Genomic DNA, 19000 nt, shown 5'->3' with positions numbered 1-19000 from the left:
GGTAGGGCCAGCCCTACCGCCGTTCGGTGGCCTGGCACTCCTGACCGGCGATCATCGAGCCGGTTCGCTGGAGGCATGACGACGACAGCAGCAGGGACGCGGACCGCCGGAAGCGACTTCGCCGAGCTCAATCGCCGGATCAACGCGGCCGGCCTCCTGCGGAGGCGGCCCGCCTACTACGCCGTACGCCTGAGCCTGGTGTCTCTCGCCCTGATCGGTGGGTGGACCGCCTTCGTCCTGGTCGGCGCCTCCTGGTGGACGCTCGCCGTGGCGGCGTTCCTGGCGGTGGTGTTCGCGCTGGTGGCGCACGACCTCGCGCACCGGCAGGTGTTCCGCACCAACCGGCCGAGCGCGCGGGCCGGCCGGATCGCCGGGAACCTGGCGATCGGCATGTCCTACGGCTATTGGATGGAGAAGCACACCAAGCACCACGCCAACCCGAACCACGACGACCTCGATCCGGACGTCGGCCCGGACGTGCTGGTCTGGTCCCGGGAGCAGGCCCGCGGCCGGGGTTTCCTGGTCCGGCACCAGGCATGGCTGTTCTTCCCGCTGCTCACCCTTCTGGGGATGTCCCTCAAACGAGACAGCGTGCGCGCTCTGGCCGGCGGCACGATCAAAAACCGCGGCCTGGAGGCCGCACTTCTGGCGATCCACTTCATCGGGTACGCGTCCGCGCTGCTCCTGGTCCTGTCGCCGGTCCAGGCTGTGGCGTTCCTGGTGGTGCACCAGGCACTGTTCGGGATCTATCTGGGCCTGACCTTCGCACCGAACCACAAGGGCATGCCGCATCCCGACGGCACCGAGGACTTCCTGCGCAAACAGGTTCTGACCTCGCGCAACGTCCGGGGTGGGCGGTTCGTGGACGCGGCGCTCGGCGGGCTGAACTACCAGATCGAGCACCACCTGTTCCCGGCCATGCCGACACCGAACCTGCGGCCGGCACAGCCGATCGTGCGCGACTACTGCGCCGAGATCGGGGTGCCCTACGAGATGACCGGGCTGATCGAGTCGTACCGGCAGGCGCTGCGCCATCTGCATGACGTCGGGGCGGAACTGCGGAGCCGGGCGTAGAGTCGTCATTACCGCAAAGACCGATACGTTGTTGTGACTACCGAGCAGTATCCGACTACTGGCCGCCTTGATCGGCATCACCCCAGGTAGTAACCCTGGTTCACCGGCGGGCCACATAGCGTTTTCAGAGGATTAAGGTCTAAAGTGCCGCGCGTGAAGGTGACCTTGCAGGAGATCCGGGAACGGACCTACAAGCCGGTCGACGCGTGGTGGACCGTGCTTCTGGTCGACCCACTGGCGTCCCGACTGGTGCGTCTGGTTGCGCCGTACCGATGGATCACGCCCAACGTACTGACTCTGATCGCGTCGATCTTCGGATTCGGCGCGGCCGCGTGTTTCGCCACCGGGGAGCGCTGGGCGCTCGTCGCCGGTGGTGTCCTGTTCCACATCAGCTTCGTGGTCGACTGCATGGATGGCAAGATCGCGCGGCTGAACGGGACGGGCACGATGTTCGGGCAGTGGCTCGACTTCGTGCTGGACCGGGTGCGGGTCTTCTTCATCGCGCTGGCCCTCTTCGGTGGCCAGTTCGTGCGGACCGACGACGTGGCGTACCTGTGGCTGATGGCGGTGGCCGTCTTCCTGGACCTGTTCCGCTACCTGAACAGCGCCCAGATGGCGAAGGTCCGGCTGGCCATGCGGACCCAGATCAACGCCTACCGCCTCCCGGTCGCCGGTGAGGCCGAGTCCGCTGCCGACATGGGCGAGCCGGCCGACGAGATGCCGGCGCCGCCGGCCGGTGGCGGCTCGCTGAAGAGCCGGGTCGGCGAGACGCTGCGCCGTAACCGGATCCGCACGCACCTGTTCAGCGGTATCGAGTACGAGATGTCGGTTTTCATCATCGCCCCGATCACCGGCCTGATCTTCCCGGTCACCATCGCCGCCGGGGTCGGCCTGCTCGCTTTCGAGGTCTTCCTGATCTTCAAGCTGTACCGGGCCTGCCGGCAGTTCCCCGGCAAGCTGGCGGCCGCGAAGGCCGCCTTCGAGGAGCACGACGAGTCGGAGCGCATCCCGTCCTCGGTCTGAGGTCACCACGGCTCTGAGCACCCCCGGCGGCACAGCGTCGGGGGTGCTCCGTTTCTGCCACCGGAAAAGATCTCAGCGTCCGCCGGTGCCGGGCGAAGAGACCGCCATGACAGAGTCCACTCTCGGCGTGCCCCTCACCGTCAAGCTGCGGCTGGTGAGCGCGAACTCGGGCCGCCCGCGGGGCGGCTGCGCGGTCCGTCTCTGGCACTGCGGCGGCCACGGTGCGGCCGGCCGGCAGGTCGCCGACCCGGCCGGGTGGGTGTCGTTCGGCGGCGCGTTCCCGGAGGCGCAGGCCGGGCAGTGGCCGCACGTGCACTTCTCGGTCGACGACGGCGACGAGGTGCTGCACACCGCCCAGTTGGCGCTGCCGGGGGACGCGTGCGCCAAGGCGTACTGCGCGACACAGCGGCGGCGACTCGACGGGATGAGCATCGGCCGGGACGGCTGTTTCACCGGAGGGTGGGCGTTGGAGATACCGTCGGTGACCGGCGACGCGGCCCGTGGACTGGTGGCCACCCGCACAGTGGGCGTGTGACCTCGGCCCGGCTAGATTGGCCCGATGCCACGACGCCGCTTGATCTACGTCCTGGCAGTGCTGGTCATGCTGGGGCAGATGGCGTTCGCCATGTGGACCACCGCGATCCAGCAGTCGCCGACCATCGACGAGCCGGTCTACGTGGCCGCCGCCGAGGTCTACCGGCAGCAGCACAGCCTGCGTTACAACCCGGAGCACCCGCCGCTCGGCAAGCTGATCATCGCGGCCGGCACGGCGTTCGCCGGCGCCGACCTGGACCCGGCCTACGCCGGCAACCAGACTCGGCTCGGGCGGCACCTGCTCTACGAGACCGGCAACAACCCGTTCCAGCTGATGCTGCTGGCCCGACTGCCGGTCATCCTGCTCACCCTGCTCTTCGGGCTGGTGGTGCTGTTCTTCGCCCGTGACCTGGCCGGGCCGTGGGGCGGGCTGATCGCCCTCGCGATGTACAGCTTCTCCCCCGACGTGATCGCGCACGGCTCGCTGGCCACCCTGGACGTGCCGGCCGCCGGGCTGCTGCTCACCGCGTTCTGGGCGGCCTGGCGCGCGCGGGACCGCCCCACTCTCTGGGTTCCGGTGGCCGGGGCGGCGCTCGGTGCGGCCCTCGCCACTCGCATGAGCGTGCTTCCGGCCGTACCGCTGCTGGTCCTGCTCGCCGGATGGTCCACCTGGCGGGCCCGGACCGGAGACCTGAGGCGACGTCTGCTGCTCGCCGCCGGAGCGGCGCTGGGTGCCGGGGTGCTCGCGGTGGCCGTGGTGTGGTTCGTCTATCTCGTGGTCGACCCGCGGCTGCGCTGGACCACGCCGGTCAACCTGCCCGACGTGCAGGGGCTGAAACGCCTCGCGGTGGACTGGCTGCCGTTCCCGCAGGCCTACACCGACGGCATGCTGATCCAGTTCAAGTTCGAGAACCGGCTGTTCAACGGGTTCCTGCTGGGCGAGTCCTACAAGGGCTCGCCGTGGTATTACATGCCGGTCGCGATCCTGATCAAGACGCCGCTCGGGATGCTCGCCCTGTGGATCGGCGGGCTCGTCACCATGCTGATGGTGCCGCGGCTCCGGGCGGCGCTGCTCTACCTGGTGCCGGTCTCGGTGGTGCTGCTGCTGGTCACGATGACCGGGGCACGCAACTACGGCACCCGGTACGCGATCCACCTGCACCTGTTCCTGGCGGTCGCGGCCGGGGCGGTCGCCCTGATCCGATGGCGGCCCTCCCGGGTCGCCGCCGCGCTGCTCGTTCTCTGGGTGGCCACCAGCTCACTTCTGACATTTCCGTTTTATCTCCCGTATTCCAATGAGGCGTTCGGCGGCACCGCGCGGACCCACCTCAACCTGCACGACGCGAACGTCGACTGGGGCCAGGACCTGGCCCGGCTCGGGGTGTACCTGCGCACCGAACACCCCGGTGAGCAGGTCTGGCTGGTCTACAAGGGCTCCGGCGTGCCCGCCTACTACGGGATCGAGTCGCGGGATCCGTACTCGGTTCCGCTCGACGAGGTGCGCGGCCTGCTCGTCGTCTCGGACTCCCGGGTGGCGCTGGCCGGCCCCCGCCTGAAACAGATGATCGCCACTTCCCAGGAGATAGGCGACGTCGGGCATTCGATCAGGATCTATCGCCGCTGACCCTTGTCGGTTACTCGCCGGTAATGCTTAGGTGACACGATGACGCACTTCGACATCGTGATCGTGGGCAGCGGCTTCGGTGGCAGCGTCAGCGCTCTGCGGCTGGCGGAGAAGGGGTACCGGGTCGGCGTGCTCGAGGCCGGCCGCCGGTTCACTCCCGACACCCTGCCCAAGACCTCCTGGGACCTGCGCAACTTCCTCTGGGCGCCGAAGCTCGGGATGCGCGGCATGCAGCGGATCACCCTGCTCAAGGACATCATGGTGCTGTCCGCGGCCGGGGTCGGTGGTGGCTCCCTGGTCTACGCCAACACGCTCTACGTGCCGCCCGCGCCGTTCTTCGCCGACCCGCACTGGTCCGGGATCACCGACTGGGCGGCCGAACTCGCGCCCTTCTACGACCAGGCGTCCCGGATGCTCGGCGTCGTCGAACAACCCACCATGACCTCGTCCGACGTCGTCATCAAACAGGTCGCCGAGGACATGGGGGTCGGGCACACGTTCCGGCGTACCCCGGTCGGGGTGTTCTTCGGCGAGCCCGGCAAGACCGTGCCCGATCCGTACTTCGGCGGAGCCGGACCCGAGCGCACCGGCTGTGTCGAATGCGGCAACTGCATGATCGGCTGCAAGGTCGGCGCCAAGAACCGGCTCGACGTCAACTACCTCTACCTGGCCGAGCGGGCCGGGGTCACGGTCCACCCGGACACCGAGGTCACGCGCCTGCATCCGGCCGGCGACGGCTGGCGGATCGAGACCCGGCGCGGGATCTTCACCGCCGGGCAGGTCATCCTCTCCGCGGGGGCGCTCGGCACCCAGCGGCTGCTGCACACCATGAAGGACCGCGGGGTGCTGCCCGCCCTCTCCGATTCGCTCGGTCAGCTCACCCGGACCAACTCGGAGGCGCTGCTCGGGGCGGCCACCAAGGACGTGCCGGAACAGCCTTTCTCCCAGGGGATCGCGATCACCTCGTCGTTCCACCCGGACGCCGACACGCACATCGAACCCGTCCGGTACGGGCCACGCAGCAACGCCATGGGGCTGCTGTCCACGATCCTGGTCGACGGCGGCGGGCGGGTGCCTCGTCCACTCCGGTTCCTCTGGCAGGCGTTGCGGCATCCGGTCGTCCTCGGGCACTCGCTGTCGGTGCGCCGGTGGAGTGAACGGACCATCATCGCCCTGGTCATGCAGTCGGTGGACAACTCGTTGACGGTCCGGCGGACCCGTACCGGGCGGCTCACCACCTCACTCGGGCACGGGGCGGCCAACCCGACCTGGATCCCGGTCGGCCATGACGCCGTCCGCCGGATCGCCGACCGGATCGGTGGATACCCCGGCGGCACCGTCGGCGACATCTTCAACATCCCGCTGACCGCGCACATCCTGGGTGGCGCCACCATCGGAGACTCGCCGTCCACCGGGGTCGTGGACGCCTACCACCGGGTCTACGGGTACCCGGGGCTGCACGTCATCGACGGCTCGGCGGTCCCGGCGAACCTCGGCGTCAACCCGTCGCTGACGATCACCGCCCTCGCCGAACGGGCCATCGCCCTCTGGCCCAACCACGGCGAACCCGACCCGCGCCCGGCCGTCGGCGCCGCGTACCGGCGACTCGCGCCGGTGGCGCCCCGCTCCCCGGCGGTCCCGGCGCACGCCCCGGCCGCCCTCCGACTGATCCCGGCCCCACGCCCCCGACCCTCCTGACGCGCACTCCCACTTCTCTTCCCGCGACCGCGCCTAACATCGATGGACATGACGCTTTCTCTGCACGGGAAGACCGCGCTCGTCACCGGCGGATCACGCGGCATCGGCCGGGCCGTCGTCGAGCGCCTGACCGCCGACGGTGCCCGGGTGGTGTTCACCTATCACTCGGCGGAGGCCGCGGCCGCGGAACTCGCCGCACGGACCGGCGCGGAGGCGGTCCGCTGCGATCAGGCCGACCTCGGCACCCTGCCGGCGATCTTCGAACCGGTCGCCGACGGCCTGGACATCCTGGTCAACAACGCGGCGATCGCCTTCGCCAAGCCGATCGCCGAGATCACCCCGGCGGATTTCGACCACGTGATCACGGTGAACACCAAGTTCCCGACATTCGCCATTCAGGCGGCTGTTCCGGTGCTGCGGGACGGTGGCCGGATCATCAACGTCTCCAGCATCAACACCGCGGTACCCGCACCGGGCGGTGCCCTCTACAGCGCAGGCAAGGCCGCCCTCGAACAGATCACCAAGGTCGCCGCCCGCGAACTCGGCCCCCGCCGCATCACGGTCAACACCGTGTCCCCCGGCGCCACCGACACCGACATGCTGCGCTCGGTCAACACCCCGGAAGGCCTCGAACGCGCCGCCGCCGTCACCGCCCTCCAGCGCCTCGGCACCCCGGCCGACGTGGCCGCGGTGATCGCCTTCCTGGCCGGCCCGGACTCTTCCTGGATCACCGGCCAGAACATCCACGCCGGCGGCGGCTTCCTGATCTGACCGATGCGGTACGCCACCCACCTTCGACAACCGCAGCCACGCCGCCCCGCCGCGCCCCGCGAGGTGGCTGCCCACTCCCGGCCTCCACCGCGACCGGCCGGGCCGATCCGGTGGCCGGCGGGCTCGCGCGCTCTGTGGGCGGCGTAGCCGCGGTCGCGTCAGAGGACGAAGGCGTCGGTCCACAGCTGGCGGGAGCGACCGGACAGCGCCTCCATCAGGCCGACCGCCTGGCTGTCGGTCAGGCCCGCCACGAAGTCGATGACGGCTCGACCGCGGGCCCGGGAGAGGCGGTCGGGGGTGCCGGTCGGTAGTTCGGTCTCGGCGAGTTCGACCAGGTCGCGGAGGCGGCGCGGGAGGCGCTGGGCCTCGTCCGGGTCGGTCAGCCAGGCGATCAGAGCCTCCACCAGGGAGGCCAGCAGGCGGGCCTGGCCACGCTGGTGGAGGGCGAGGTCGGGGCGCTCGAGGACGAACCGGTTCTGGACGAACTTGAGGATCTGCACCTCGTGCCACTGGGCGCGGAACAGCTGGGCGTGGCTGCTGCGGATGGCGGGCTGGCCGACGAGCTCGACCGATTCGACCAGGCGGCGGGTCCAGTTGGCGGAGAAGGCGGCGACCCGGGCCTCGGCCTCGAGTGAACCGTCGAAGGGGCGGGCCAGCAGACCGTCGACGAGTTCGGCGCGGACCAGCTCGACGGCGTCGGCGAAGGCCTCGTCGTCGGCGATCCAGTCCTCCTTACGGCACAACCGACGGCGCAAGGACTCGATGGCACCGCCGGCCCGGGTCAGGTCGGACTCGCTGCCCCATCGCTGCCAGGCCATCAGCTCGGTGGCGACCAGGCCCTGCTGGAGCACACCGACCCGGTGCACGTCCTCCAGGTCGTGGATGGCGTAGGCGATGTCGTCGGCGGCGTCCATCACCGAGGCCTCGACGGTCTGCTGCCAGTCGGCGACCCGGCCGGCGAACGGGGCCCGGGCGGCGCGGACGTCGGCGATCTCGGTCGAGTAGGCGCCGAACTTGAGGGAGCCGCCGTCCGGGTCGTCCGGGACGACGGCGGCGCCGCGCGGGGGCGGGTCCATGAAACGGGGGTGCGGGTCCGGGTGGTTGAGCCGGGTCCACGGGTACTTGAGAATCGCGGCGCGGACCGCGTTGGTCAGGTTGAGGCCGATGGTGGCCTGGCCGCCGATCTCGGTACTGGTGACGATCCGGTAGGACTGGGCGTTGCCCTCGAAGCCGTCGGGCAGCCCGAGCCGGTGCCGGGCGAGCCGGTCGAGGACCCGTTCGCCCAGGTGTCCGAAGGGCGGGTGGCCGAGGTCGTGGGCGAGCGCGGCGGCCTCGACGACGTCCGGGTCGCAGCCGCCGAGCTTCTCGGCCAGGTCCGGTGACGCGGCCCGGAGGCGCTCGGCGACGGCCCGGCCCACCTGGGCCACCTTGAGGCTGTGGGTGAGCCGGTTGTGCACCAGCAGTCCCGCCCCGCCGGGGCTGATCACTTGAGTGACCCCGGCGAGACGGGCCAGGAACGGTGAGCTGACGATCCGGTCCCGGTCGACCCGGAACGGGCTCTGCGCCAGATCTCCGGGGGCTACCAGACTGTCACCGAAGAGGCGCTGAGCACGTGGATCGTCCATGCCCGCAGAATCTACCGACTCTGCAGGGCGTCCAACGCGACGGCCATCGCCACCACGAGGCGGCGGTCCAGGTACTGGTCGTAGATGCTGACCTGGTAGGTGTCCTTCAGGCCCCACTTGCGCACCACCGAGAAGGCCGGCCGGCCTTGGATGGTGAAGTCGAAGTGGTACGGCAGCCACGACAGGTAGTCGATGAAGCGCCGCAGCACCGCGACCCAGGGGTTGCGCTCCTGCCCGGCGATCTCGCCGTAGCCGGGCTGCTCGACGACCCAGCTGGACCGCAGCAGGGAGGCCGCGAAGTTCTTCCGGAACAGGCCGATGGGCTGCCCGTTCGCGTCGAACACGTCGTACGTGGCCCCGAGGTCGATGACCTGACGGGCCTTGAAACCGAGCACCGGGTACTGCTTGGTGTCGTCGGTGTAGAGGGTCACCTGCTCCTTGAACGCCAGCCGCTTCTGCTGCGCGAAGGCGAGGATGCCGGCTTCGTCTCCGGTCGGGGAGACGGCGTGGACCTCGTATTGGTTGACCATGAGGCGGATGCGCTGACGCACGATGAGGTGTGTCTGCTGCTGAAGGGTGTCTTGCGTCACCGCGCGAGTGTGTCATACCGGTCACTTGCTGAGGCAATGCTGAGGGCGGCGGTGGCCGTGACGAACCGTGGCAGGTCAGACTTGAGACCATGGCGAAACGAACGCGTACCGTGATGGCTCTGGCGCTGGCCGCGGCGGCGGTGTGGGCCGCCCGCGACATTCCCGCACAGTTGGGGGGACGGGCCTCCGGCTCCCGGCGGTCCCGGGTCGAGTCGTCGCCGCAGTACTCCGGCGGCCGATTCCGCAACACGGTGCCGGCCACCGAGGTCACCGCCGCGTCCATGCCGCGGCTCGCGGTGGCGGCCGCCACCGGCCGGGAGGCCCGGCGTCCGCATCTTCCGGTCCCGCTCGTCACACCGGTCGCCGGCGGCGACGCGCAGGGACTTCACATCACCTGGTACGGGCATTCGTCCGCCCTGATCGAGATCGAGGGCCGCCGGATCCTGCTCGACCCGGTGTGGAGCGACAGATGTTCGCCGTCCCGGCTGGCCGGCCCGCGGCGACTGCACGAGCCGCCGGTGGCACTGCGCGACCTGCCGCCGATCGACGCCGTGGTGATCTCCCACGACCACTACGACCACCTGGACATGGTGACCATCCAGACGCTGGCCGACCTGCAGGCAGCGAAATTCCTGGTGCCGCTGGGCGTCGGGGCGCACCTGGAGCGCTGGGGCGTGCCGGCCGGCCGGATCGTCGAGCTGGATTGGCAGGAGCGGGCCGTGGTGGCCGGGGTGGAGTTCGTGGCGACGCCCGCGCGACACTTCTCCGGCCGCGGCCTGACCAGGGACGAGACGCTCTGGGCGAGCTGGGTGATCAACGGGCCGACGCGGAAGGTCTTCTATTCCGGCGACACCGGCTACTTCCCCGGGTTCGCGGAGATCGGCGCGGAGTTCGGGCCGTTCGACGCCACGCTGGTGCAGATCGGGGCGTATGGGGACGGCTGGCCGGACATCCACATGACGCCCGAGGATGGCGTGGCCACCCACGTCGACGTGCGCGGCGGCCTGCTGATCCCGGTGCACTGGGCGACCTTCAACCTGGCCCTGCACGACTGGTCGGAGCCGGCCGACCGGACCTGGCGGGAGGCGAAGGCGCGGGACGTGGCCCTGGCCGTGCCGCGGCCGGGCGAGCGGGTCGACGTCGACAACCCGCCGCCCGTCGACGGCTGGTGGCAGCAGATCAGCTGACCTCTCCGGGTACGCAGATCCGGACGGCGGCGGGGACGATCTCGGCGGTGAACCGCTTGGTCTTGGCGCGGGCGCCGCCGTCCAGCTCGTACTCCAGTTTCGAGGCCAGGGTGACGTCGATCCGGCGGGCCCGGGTGGTCCGGACGAACGGTGAGTGGTCGGAGCGGCTGACCGCCATGGTGCCGAGGGCACGCGCCCACTGGAGGGCGTTCTGCGCGGTGGCGACGCCGACGTCGAGCCAGCCGTCGTCGGGGACGGCGTCGTCGAAGGCGTGGATGCCGCCGGTGATGGTGCCGACGTTGCCGATCAGCACACAGCTGGCCTCGCCGTCGAACCAGTCGGCGCCGTCCACCCGGATCGTCGCGTGCGGCGCCTCGCCGTTGACGTGCCGCAGCCCGGTCCAGACGTAGGCGAGTTTGCCGAGCCGGTCCTTGAGGGCCCCGTCGGCGTCCTTGATCATCGCGCCGTCGAAGCCGACCCCGGCCATCACCGCGAAGTGCTCCCCGCCGAGCCGGCCCAGGTCGTAGCGGCGGCGCTCCCCGGTGAAGGCGATGTCGACCGCCTTCGCCAGGTCGGTGGGGATGCCCAGGTTGCCGGCGAGCAGGTTGCCGGTGCCGGCCGGCATGATCGCCACCGGGATCCTGGACCCGCCCTTCTCCTGGGCGAGGACGTCGAGGGTGCGCTGGACCATCCCGTCGCCGCCCCAGACGACGAGCAGGTCGGCGCCCTCCCGGAGGGCCTTGCGGACCTTCTTCGGCGCCTTGCGGCTCTTCGGCACCTCGTACCAGAGCAGCTTCTCGATGTCCCGACCGGTCAGCAGCCGGCGCAGTTCGTCGAGGCCGCCACCGAGGGTCTTCCGCTGGTGGGCAACGACGGCGATCGTGCGGGGTGTTCGCATGTCGCCGCCGTTACCCGATCCGGGGGCCACCCGAAACCAGTGCTCAGCGGAAGCCGAAACGGCGCCGCTTCTTCCGACCGAAGATCGTTTGTGCGGTGTCCGCGCCCTGCCGGAGCCAGCGCGAGGCCCGGTTGTTCGGACCACGACGACGCTCCACCACGTCACCGAGCTTGCGGGCGCCCGCCACGCCGAGCGGGACGAGGACGGCGGTCAGAACCATTCTGCGAAGGAAGCTCCAGATCATGCCGTCCGAATACCCACTCGGCATGATCAGTTCACGGTCTCCCGCATGCGTTGTTCGGCGGCCGCGCTACGGATCACCATGAGCCGCAGTTCCAGCTCGTCGGCGACGATCGAGGCCAGATGCTGGAGGGCGGTGAGCTGACGCCGGTCGGTCTCCCGCGGCACGCTGTCGATCACGTTGACGGTGCCGAGGCGGTAGCCGTCGTGGGTGCGGATCGGCGCGGCGGCGTAGAACCGCAGCCCCAACTCGCCCCGGACCAGGGGGTGCTCCAGGGTGCGCGGGTCCACGGCGGCGTTGTTGATCACGTAGACGTCGTCCTGGGCGATCACCGAGGCGCACAGGCCGGGCTCCTTGCCGACCTCCCGGACGCCGGTCAGCCCCTGGCAGGCGGCCAGCCACACCCGGTCCTGCTCGACCAGGGAGACGGTGGCGATCGGCGTGCCGAAGAGGGCGCCCGCCACGAAGGCGATCCGGTCGTAAGCGTCCTCCACCGGCTGGTCGACAAGCCGGTATCGGCGCACGGCGGCGAGCCGGGCCTGCTCCCGCGGGTCGACGTTGTCCAGGTACTCGTAGGCGTTCGACGACTCTGTCATGGACGGGAGCCTATGCCCGGAACCGTCCCTGGAATCGCACAGATCGTCAGTCGTTTTCCGAGGGATGAGCACGTACGCGTACGCCCGTGATGGCCCGGCCGGTCACCTCGGTCACCTCGGCGGTGAACTCGGCGAGCGTCACCACCTCGCCCGGCCCGGTCGGGATGTGCCCCAGCTTGGCCAGCACCATCCCGGCGATCGTGGTGTAGTCGCCGTCCTCCTGATGGTGGCCGTGGAAGCCGACGTCGGGAAGGTCGTGAATGGGAAACGAGCCGGGCATGAGCAGGGCGCCGTCGGGTTCGCGGACGGTCGCCGCCACGTCCCGGTCGGTCTCGTCGTAGATCTCCCCGACGATCTCCTCGACCAGATCCTCGATGGTGACGATGCCCTCGATGGCGCCACGCTCGTCGACGACCAGGGCGAGCGGCTGCCGTTCGGCGCGCAACTGTTTGAGGGCGTCGGTGACCCGCAGCGTCTCCGGCAGGAACAGCGGCGGTCGGGCCAGATCGTCGACCGGGCAGTCCACCCCGACCAGGTCACGCAGGTGCACCACGCCGATCACGTCGTCCAGCCCGGCCGGGCCGATCACCGGGGCCCGGGAGTGCCCACCGTCGATCAGCGCACGCAGCGCCTCGGCAGCGGGCCGGCCGCTGGGCAGGCTGAGCACGTCGCGACGGGGCACCAGGATCTCCCGCAGGATCCGGTCGGCGATCTCGAACGCCCCGGAGATGATGGTCCGCTGTTCGGCGGAGAACTCCTGCTGGGCGGCGACCAGATCGCGGATCTCCTCGGTGGTGACCTCGTCGCGCTGGGCGTGCGGGTCGACGCCGGCCAACCGGACCACGACGTCGGTGGCCTTTCCGAGCAGCCAGACGGCCGGGCGGGAGATGTTCGACAGCACGTCGAGTGGCCGGGCCACCACCATGGCCCAGCCTTCGGCCCGCTGCATCGCGATCCGTTTCGGCGCCAACTCGCCGAGGACCAGGGTCACGAAGGTCAGCACCAGAGTGGTCAGGAACGTGGCGACCGGCTCCGCGGCGAACCCGAGAAAACCGAGATGCGCCTGCAGCGGCTGAGTGAAGGTCTTGGCGGCCACCGCGGCGGCGAGGAACCCGCCGAGAGTGATGCCGATCTGGATGGTGGCGAGGAACCGGTTGGAGTCCCGGGTCAGGAGGGCCAGCACCCGACCGGACCGGGACTCCCGCTCCAGGCGCTGCACCTGGCCCTCGCGGAGGGAGACGAGAGCCATCTCGCTGCCGGTGAACGCGGCGTTGAACAGGATCAGCAGGAACACCAGAAGGACCGGAACGCCCAGGCCATCCATCACTTCGCCCTTCGGGACAAATCACACATTCCCGAACAACTTAGCGACCGATGCGGGTCAGAACTTGGAGAACGACCGCAGCGGCATCCGGGGACCGAACTTCGGGGCGCTGATCCCGCCGAGCGCCAGCAGATCGCACACCCGGCCACGGTGCCCGCGGAACGGCTCCAGCAGCTCCAGCATCCGCTCGTCGGTGCCGCGCGCCTCACCGGCCAGCGCATACGCCACCGTGTTGGGGATGTGGAAGTCGCCGACACTCACCGCGTCGGCGTCGCCGTGCGAGAGGCGGACCGTCTCGGCCGCGGTCCACGGGCCGATGCCCGGCAGCGCCGTCATCCGGGCCGTCACCTCGGCCGCGTCGGCGCACTCCTCCAGTCGGGCCGCGACCTGGGCGGCCCGCAACAGGGCCTGAGTACGGCGTTGCTCCACCCCGAACGGATGGAACACCCAGTAGGGAGTGGCCGCCACGGCGACCGGATCGGGTGGCAGGACCAGATCGACCGGGCCGGGAGCGGGATCACCGAAATGCCGGCAGACCGCACGGTACGACCGGTGCGCCTCCTTGCCGGTGACCTTCTGCTCCAGGATCGCGCGCAACAGGCGGGGGAAGACCAGGCCGGTCGCGGGTAGCCGTACCCCCGAGAAGGTTTTGGCCAGACGCTCGACCAGCGGATGGCGCGCCGCCAAGGCCGGGAGACCGCTCACGTCGTCACGGAGACCGGCGACCGCGTCCGCGCGGTCGGCGGCCCAGGTCGCACCGGGCCCGTGGGCGGTCGCCACCAACTCCCCGGCACCACGGGTGAGGTGAAGCGTGGCCGGACCCTCCGGAGTGCGCATGGCCAGCCAGAACCCGTCCTCGCGGACGACGCCGCACGGATCGTGCTTGGGCACGAGCAGCGGCCGAACCGAGGGGCCGAAGGCATACCGCTCGGGTGGGCTCAGCCGGCGGGTCACGGTCACCGCGCAACTATGCCACTTCCCGGCCACCTCCCGGCGGGCACGCCGATGGCCCTGACCATGCTCCGGGGTCAGGGCCATCGGGCCGTGACCGGACACCCGAGAAAGGTCCGGTCACCCTGTACGGAACCTCCGCCGACGTCCGGCAGGGGGAAGGACGCCCACCGGCGCTGATGGGGGGCCCGGTCCGGGTTCGGGAGAACCCGGACCGGTTCAGCTCCGGCGGAACGGCTTCGGTTCCGCGGTGGTCGTGCCGGTCAGCGGACCCGGACTCGGATCGAGTCGAAGGCCGGCGTCTGGTTGGCGCGCTCCATCATCGGGATACGGTGCGAACCGTCACCGGCCCACGAGGAGCACTGGAACTCGCCCGCCTGGGGCAGGCCCGGCACCTGGATGGCGACGGTGTCCGGCTGAGCGCCACCACGGCTGTCCTCGGTCGCGACGAAGAACGCCGGGACCGGGTCCGGAGCGGGCGCCGCGTTGCGGTTGTCCAGGATCCGGCAGGCGGTGTGGAAGTGACCGCGGACCAGGCCGTTCTGCAGAACGCTGGACTCCACGTAGTAACCACCCTGGCCGGCCGCGAGGAAGCGGTCACGGATCAGGTTCCGGGTGCTCACCTGGATGGTGAACGGGGTGTTCCGGTTCACCTGGCGGGGCGCGTTGGTGATCAGCAGGGTGGGGTTGTTCCCGGCCGCGCCGACCTCACCGAACTCGGTCGAGACGCACCGGTTGCCCTTCTGGAAACCGTCGTGGTCCTCCAGGTTGGAGGTGTCACAGCTGTTGGTGAGGACACCGAGGCCGGCACCGGGCGGCGGGGTGACCGCGCCACCACCGTTGTTGCCGCCGTTGTTGTTCCCACCGTTGTTGTTACCGCCGTTGTTGTTACCGCCGTTGTTGTTGCCGCCGTTGTTGTTGCCGTTGTCGGCCGGCGCGGTGGCGGCGGCGGAGCTGGCAGCGGGGCTGGCGCCGGCGTTGCCGCCGTTGTTGTTACCGCCGTTGTTGCCCTGGTTGCCACCGTTGTTGCCCTGGTTGCCGCCGTTGTTGTTACCGCCGTTGTTGTTGCCGCCGTTGTTGTTGCCACGGCCGCGACGGGCCAGCGTGTTCGCGTCGGTGGTGCTGGACACGTTGTTCGTGACCCACTCACGGCAGCGGGCCTGGAGCTGAGCGGTCGTCGCCACGTCGCCGGCGCCGTCGTCCGCATGCTGCGTGACCTGGCCGTTGTTCGTGGTGTACGTGCCCTTCCGGGTCTGCGTCGAGAGTCGGGACCGAGCCGGCGCCTGCAGGTTTCCACACGCCGCGAGGGCTTGGTCGGTGACCGCGTCCCCCTCGGTGGCGGCGTTGGAGATCTGCGTGACGGTCACGACGCCACCGAACGCGGCCAGGGCGGCAGCGGCGACGACGACTATGCGGCGCCGACCGCTGAACCACGCCGGGGAGTTGGCGCGCCGGTACTTGGACCTTCGCATGGGTGACACCTTTCTCTGTCGCCGTGGGTGGGCGATGTTTGACTACCGCGCGCGGAAGATGCGCATGGTAGTGACGACCCCGACCACCAGCGCGGCAGCGAGGACCAACAGGATCACGGTGTTGCTGAGGCCGGGGACGCTCTGGCCCTCGGTGGCGGCGAGGAGCATCTGGTTGTCGATGGGCACGGGGCCCTGACCGGGTGCCGCCGGTGCCGGCGCTGTGGGCAGCGCGGCGTAGTCGACGATGCCGCTGCTCTCCAGCAGCGTCATGTGCGTCATCACGAACTGGTTGGTCTGCTGGGCGAGTTTGCGGACCGAGTCGTTGCGGGTGGTGCCCCGGATCGTGGCGATCGCCGGGAAGATCTTGCCGTGTGCCGCCCGGAGCCGGTCGATGAAGATCTGGTCGAGCTGCTCCGGGGTCGCGGCGTTCTCCATCTCGTCCAGCCAGGCCTGCTGGTCGCCGTTGGGCCCGTTCGGCAGCATGATGCCGAGCTTCTCGGCGACCGCGCGGTCCAGGGCGTCCAGCGACTCGTGCTGCTTGGCGATGTCCGCGCCGATCTTCTTGATGACCGGGTTCGACCCCTTCTCCGCGACCAGGTTTCCGGCCGGGATCTCCCAGAGACCGGCCAGGCGGACCTTGACCACGAAGTCGCTGTCGGCGGCGCTGACGACACCCTTGCCGCTGTCGGTGAGGCCGGTGTTCGGCGGGATCGGCACGGGGTTGTCGGCGGCGTGGGCCGTTCCGGCCGGCGTCACCATGAACGCCAGAGACAGCGCCAGCGTGGCGAGCAGCCAACGGGGGATCCGGCGGGTCCTCATGTGTTCTCCTCCAAACCTTTCCGGTGCCAGTGCCTGGGTCAGTAGCTGTAGTCGCTGCCGGAGCCGGCCTCGCCACCTGAGGCGTCGTCGGCGGGCGGAGCGACCGGCTTGGAGACCGCGGGGAGGCAGGTCAGGTTCTTGGTGCCGTTCGGCTGGATCACGAACCAGGTGCCGCTGACGTTCTGGCCCTTCCACTGACCGGCCTTCTTGTCGCCGATGTAGCGGTAGAGCGGCCAGCCCTTCAGGGTCAGCTGCTTGGTGCCGTCCGCGCGGGTGACCGTGCCGACGAGGGACTCGTCGACGCCGCTCAGCTTCGGCTCGCCGTCGTTGGTGAGCGCCGCCGGCCAGATCTTGGCGCAGTCGTCGTTGCAGTTCGACTTGGCCGGGCTGTCCTCGTCCTTGTCGAACCGGTAGAGGACGAAGCCGTTCTGGTCCTGAACCGTGGTGCCCATCCGGGCGACCTTGGTCGCCTTGAGCTCGGTGGTGGTCAGCTCTTCGCTGATCTCCGGGGTGTTCGCGTCACCCGGCGCCGCCTCGGCGGTCGCCTCGGCGCTCGGGTCGGTCTCGGGCTCGGCGCCGGCGGTCGCGCCGGGGGTGGCCACTACGTCGTTGGATGCCGGCTCAGCGGCGTTTCCGTAGTCGGCGGTGTCGAGTCCGGCCGGGGCGCATCCGGTCAGTGCGATCGCCGCAACCAACGACGCGCCGAGAACCTTCAACTTCCGCTTCTCCGGTGCCACGGGGCCCTCCAGCTGATTCATGGCTCTGGCATTTCCGGGCTGTAGTACGGAGCGAGGTTCAAGGCGGTTGAACATTCGGGTCGATCAAATCAATGTTTTTTCGGTTGAACCTTCCGGCCGTCCGGCACGTAATTGGAGGACCCCGGTCGTGAAAAATGGCCCGGTCGCTGAGCGACCGGGCCATTTCCGTGTTCGTACGGTTACGGAACGCGAACCAGGGTCTCCCCCGCACCGCTCGCGGTGATCTCCTGCACCTGCACGTGGGCGATGTCCGCCGTCGGGGTGTTGGTGACCGCCTGGAGCATCAACGGGGTCGGATTGGCCGCCGTGCCCCAGCCGCTGTTGCCGACCGTCCAGGCCGCGACCTTCTCCGAGGTGCCGTCCCGGCGAACCAGGTACAGCGCGCACTCCTTCGGACCGGTGACACCGGACACCGCGAAGGAGACCTGGGTGCCCCAGTCCTTCTTCAGCAGGCCGACCACGGCGCTGACACCCGACCGGGTGTCGGTGGCCGTGTAGTTGTCACCGGGGAGCTTGGTGCCACCGATGGCCACGCCGGGCGCCGGCAGCGGGTCGAGCGCGCTGCCCGCCTCGGCGGTGCCGCCGCCGGCCGGGGAGTTGCCGTCCGGTGCGAGCCACTGACCGCCGGCGAAGAGCGCGCCGATCGACAGCATCGCGAAGACCACCACGGCGGCGGCCAGCGAGTAGAGCCGGCGGCTGTTGGCCCGCTGCCGCTCCACGCCGACCTCGCGCAGCATCTTGTTCAGCACCGCGCCGTCACGCTCGGCACGCTCGGCGGCCTCGAAGGCCTCTCCGTCGACGGTCGCGAGCACATCCGCCACCTCGACGAACGACTCCAACTCGTACGCGCACTGCGCGCAGTCGATGAGGTGGTCCTCGAAGCTGGCCGCGTCGCGGTCGTCCAGAATGCCGAGGGCGTAGGACGCGACGTCGTAGTGCTGGTCCTGCGTCATTCCGTCACCCCCCGCTGCTGAAGCGCGGTGCGCAGGGCACGCAGCGCGTAGTAGACCCGCGACTTGGCCGTGCCGAGCGGCAGGTTCAGCGCCTCGGCCGCCTCCGGCACGGTGCGCCCGCGGAAGTACGTCTCGATGAGAATCTCCCGATGCGAATGGCTGAGCTGCCGGAGCGCGTCCGACACCGTCATCGACTGCAGGACCTTGTCGGTCTCGTCGGACGTGGTCGGGAAGCTCTCCAGCTCCCGATCATACGTCTCGGCGGGGCGGGCGTTGGCGCTGCGATGCTCGTCGATGGCGATCCGCCGGGCGACCGTGACCAGCCACGGACGCAGGGACTGCTGTCCCTGCGCGCCGAGCCGGTGCGCGTTGCGCCAGGCGCGGAGCAGCGTCTCCTGCACGATGTCCTCGGCGCGCTGCCGGTCACCGCCGGTCAGCCGCAGAACGAACATCAGCAACGGGCCCGCGTGCTCCTCGTACAGCAACCGCACGAGGGTGTCCTCGTGACCCGGCGTGCTGTTCGGAGCGGCCTCGTGCCGCGGGGACTGCCGCGGGATCACCGTGCCCTCGTCGCGGTTGTTGCCGCCGTCGAGAGCCTGCCACCTACCACCGGAGTGTTGCCGTGCCATCACACGCACCCTCTCCGGCGCGAGCCGATCCTCGGCCACCGCATGCATCGATACCTCCGCCCGGACCTTTCCCCGTCGCCCGATATACGGCCGGGAGGCCCGGCCGGGATCAAAGCCGGGGCGAGAATTTCCGGGACACTTGGTCTCAACGGTCCTCCGCTGCGTTCGAGAGGTAGGGCGTACCCCGCCGCCGATCACTGTCCGTATTGATCAACGCCGATTGGGACGCCAGG

At 70.0% G+C, this 19000-nt stretch carries 19 protein-coding genes; 7 read left to right on the top strand and 12 right to left on the bottom strand.

Annotated features, from left to right (window positions below; all coding sequences use genetic code 11):
• Positions 1-75 precede the first annotated feature (75 nt).
• From Q0Z83_RS50775 to Q0Z83_RS50750, 6 genes are all read left to right on the top strand, one after another.
• The gene (locus Q0Z83_RS50775) at positions 76-1074 is read left to right on the top strand and encodes a fatty acid desaturase family protein (RefSeq protein WP_317790751.1); all 999 of its coding nucleotides are present in this window, start codon (positions 76-78) and stop codon (positions 1072-1074) included.
• A 153-nt stretch (positions 1075-1227) separates the two neighbouring features.
• Entirely contained in the window at positions 1228-2097 is an 870-nt protein-coding gene (locus Q0Z83_RS50770; protein ID WP_317790750.1) for a CDP-alcohol phosphatidyltransferase family protein, read from the top strand.
• Positions 2098-2203: 106 nt separating this feature from the next.
• Positions 2204-2632: a peptidase associated/transthyretin-like domain-containing protein gene (locus Q0Z83_RS50765; protein WP_317790749.1), complete on the top strand. Its 429-nt coding sequence runs from the start codon at positions 2204-2206 to the stop codon at positions 2630-2632.
• 24 nt (positions 2633-2656) lie between these two features.
• Entirely contained in the window at positions 2657-4255 is a 1599-nt protein-coding gene (locus Q0Z83_RS50760; protein WP_317790748.1) for a phospholipid carrier-dependent glycosyltransferase, read from the top strand.
• A gap of 39 nt (positions 4256-4294) precedes the next feature.
• Positions 4295-5953, top strand: coding sequence for a GMC oxidoreductase (locus tag Q0Z83_RS50755; RefSeq protein WP_317790747.1), 1659 nt, complete (start codon positions 4295-4297; stop codon positions 5951-5953).
• Between the two features lie 48 nt (positions 5954-6001).
• The gene (locus Q0Z83_RS50750; RefSeq protein WP_317790746.1) at positions 6002-6724 is read left to right on the top strand and encodes an SDR family NAD(P)-dependent oxidoreductase; all 723 of its coding nucleotides are present in this window, start codon (positions 6002-6004) and stop codon (positions 6722-6724) included.
• A gap of 158 nt (positions 6725-6882) precedes the next feature.
• On the opposite strand, the gene Q0Z83_RS50745 is transcribed toward Q0Z83_RS50750, so the two are convergent.
• Entirely contained in the window at positions 6883-8349 is a 1467-nt protein-coding gene (locus tag Q0Z83_RS50745) for a deoxyguanosinetriphosphate triphosphohydrolase family protein (RefSeq protein WP_317790745.1), read from the bottom strand.
• An 11-nt stretch (positions 8350-8360) separates the two neighbouring features.
• Positions 8361-8939 carry an LURP-one-related/scramblase family protein gene (locus tag Q0Z83_RS50740; protein ID WP_378079017.1) on the bottom strand — a complete coding sequence of 193 codons (579 nt, stop codon included), beginning with the start codon at positions 8937-8939 and terminating at the stop codon, positions 8361-8363.
• An 89-nt stretch (positions 8940-9028) separates the two neighbouring features.
• Between Q0Z83_RS50740 and Q0Z83_RS50735 the strand changes: the two genes are divergently transcribed.
• A complete protein-coding gene (locus Q0Z83_RS50735; protein WP_317790744.1) occupies positions 9029-10126 on the top strand; it encodes an MBL fold metallo-hydrolase in 1098 nt (365 codons plus the stop codon).
• Here Q0Z83_RS50735 and Q0Z83_RS50730 read toward each other — a convergent pair.
• The 10 genes from Q0Z83_RS50730 to Q0Z83_RS50685 all read right to left on the bottom strand — a co-directional run bounded on the left by Q0Z83_RS50730 (position 10119) and on the right by Q0Z83_RS50685 (position 18815).
• Entirely contained in the window at positions 10119-11024 is a 906-nt protein-coding gene (locus Q0Z83_RS50730; RefSeq protein WP_317790743.1) for a diacylglycerol/lipid kinase family protein, read from the bottom strand. The genes Q0Z83_RS50735 and Q0Z83_RS50730 overlap by 8 nt on opposite strands.
• A gap of 43 nt (positions 11025-11067) precedes the next feature.
• The gene (locus tag Q0Z83_RS50725; protein ID WP_317790742.1) at positions 11068-11244 is read right to left on the bottom strand and encodes a hypothetical protein; all 177 of its coding nucleotides are present in this window, start codon (positions 11242-11244) and stop codon (positions 11068-11070) included.
• 50 nt (positions 11245-11294) lie between these two features.
• Positions 11295-11861 (bottom strand): GAF domain-containing protein, encoded by a 567-nt coding sequence (locus tag Q0Z83_RS50720; RefSeq protein ID WP_317790741.1) that lies wholly within the window; start codon positions 11859-11861, stop codon positions 11295-11297.
• Positions 11862-11907: 46 nt separating this feature from the next.
• Positions 11908-13185 carry a hemolysin family protein gene (locus Q0Z83_RS50715; RefSeq protein WP_317790740.1) on the bottom strand — a complete coding sequence of 426 codons (1278 nt, stop codon included), beginning with the start codon at positions 13183-13185 and terminating at the stop codon, positions 11908-11910.
• Positions 13186-13242: 57 nt separating this feature from the next.
• A complete protein-coding gene (locus Q0Z83_RS50710; RefSeq protein WP_378079037.1) occupies positions 13243-14139 on the bottom strand; it encodes a DNA-3-methyladenine glycosylase family protein in 897 nt (298 codons plus the stop codon).
• 260 nt (positions 14140-14399) lie between these two features.
• On the bottom strand, positions 14400-15608 hold the full coding sequence (locus tag Q0Z83_RS50705) for a Pecanex-like protein 1 (RefSeq protein ID WP_317790739.1): 1209 nt from the start codon (positions 15606-15608) through the stop codon (positions 14400-14402).
• A 42-nt stretch (positions 15609-15650) separates the two neighbouring features.
• Positions 15651-16427: a DUF4142 domain-containing protein gene (locus tag Q0Z83_RS50700; protein WP_317790738.1), complete on the bottom strand. Its 777-nt coding sequence runs from the start codon at positions 16425-16427 to the stop codon at positions 15651-15653.
• A 38-nt stretch (positions 16428-16465) separates the two neighbouring features.
• The gene (locus Q0Z83_RS50695; RefSeq protein WP_317790737.1) at positions 16466-17185 is read right to left on the bottom strand and encodes a hypothetical protein; all 720 of its coding nucleotides are present in this window, start codon (positions 17183-17185) and stop codon (positions 16466-16468) included.
• A 179-nt stretch (positions 17186-17364) separates the two neighbouring features.
• Positions 17365-18138, bottom strand: a complete 774-nt coding sequence (locus Q0Z83_RS50690; protein ID WP_317790736.1) for an anti-sigma factor — start codon at positions 18136-18138, stop codon at positions 17365-17367.
• Positions 18135-18815, bottom strand: coding sequence for a sigma-70 family RNA polymerase sigma factor (locus Q0Z83_RS50685; RefSeq protein WP_317790735.1), 681 nt, complete (start codon positions 18813-18815; stop codon positions 18135-18137). The genes Q0Z83_RS50690 and Q0Z83_RS50685 overlap by 4 nt, the downstream gene beginning before the upstream one ends.
• Between the last annotated feature and the right edge of the window lie 185 nt (positions 18816-19000).

The sequence above is a fragment of the Actinoplanes sichuanensis genome (assembly GCF_033097365.1).
GTDB lineage: Bacteria > Actinomycetota > Actinomycetes > Mycobacteriales > Micromonosporaceae > Actinoplanes > Actinoplanes sichuanensis.
Note: the sequence above shows the minus strand (reverse complement) of the source record. Positions and strands in the feature narration are given on the sequence as shown.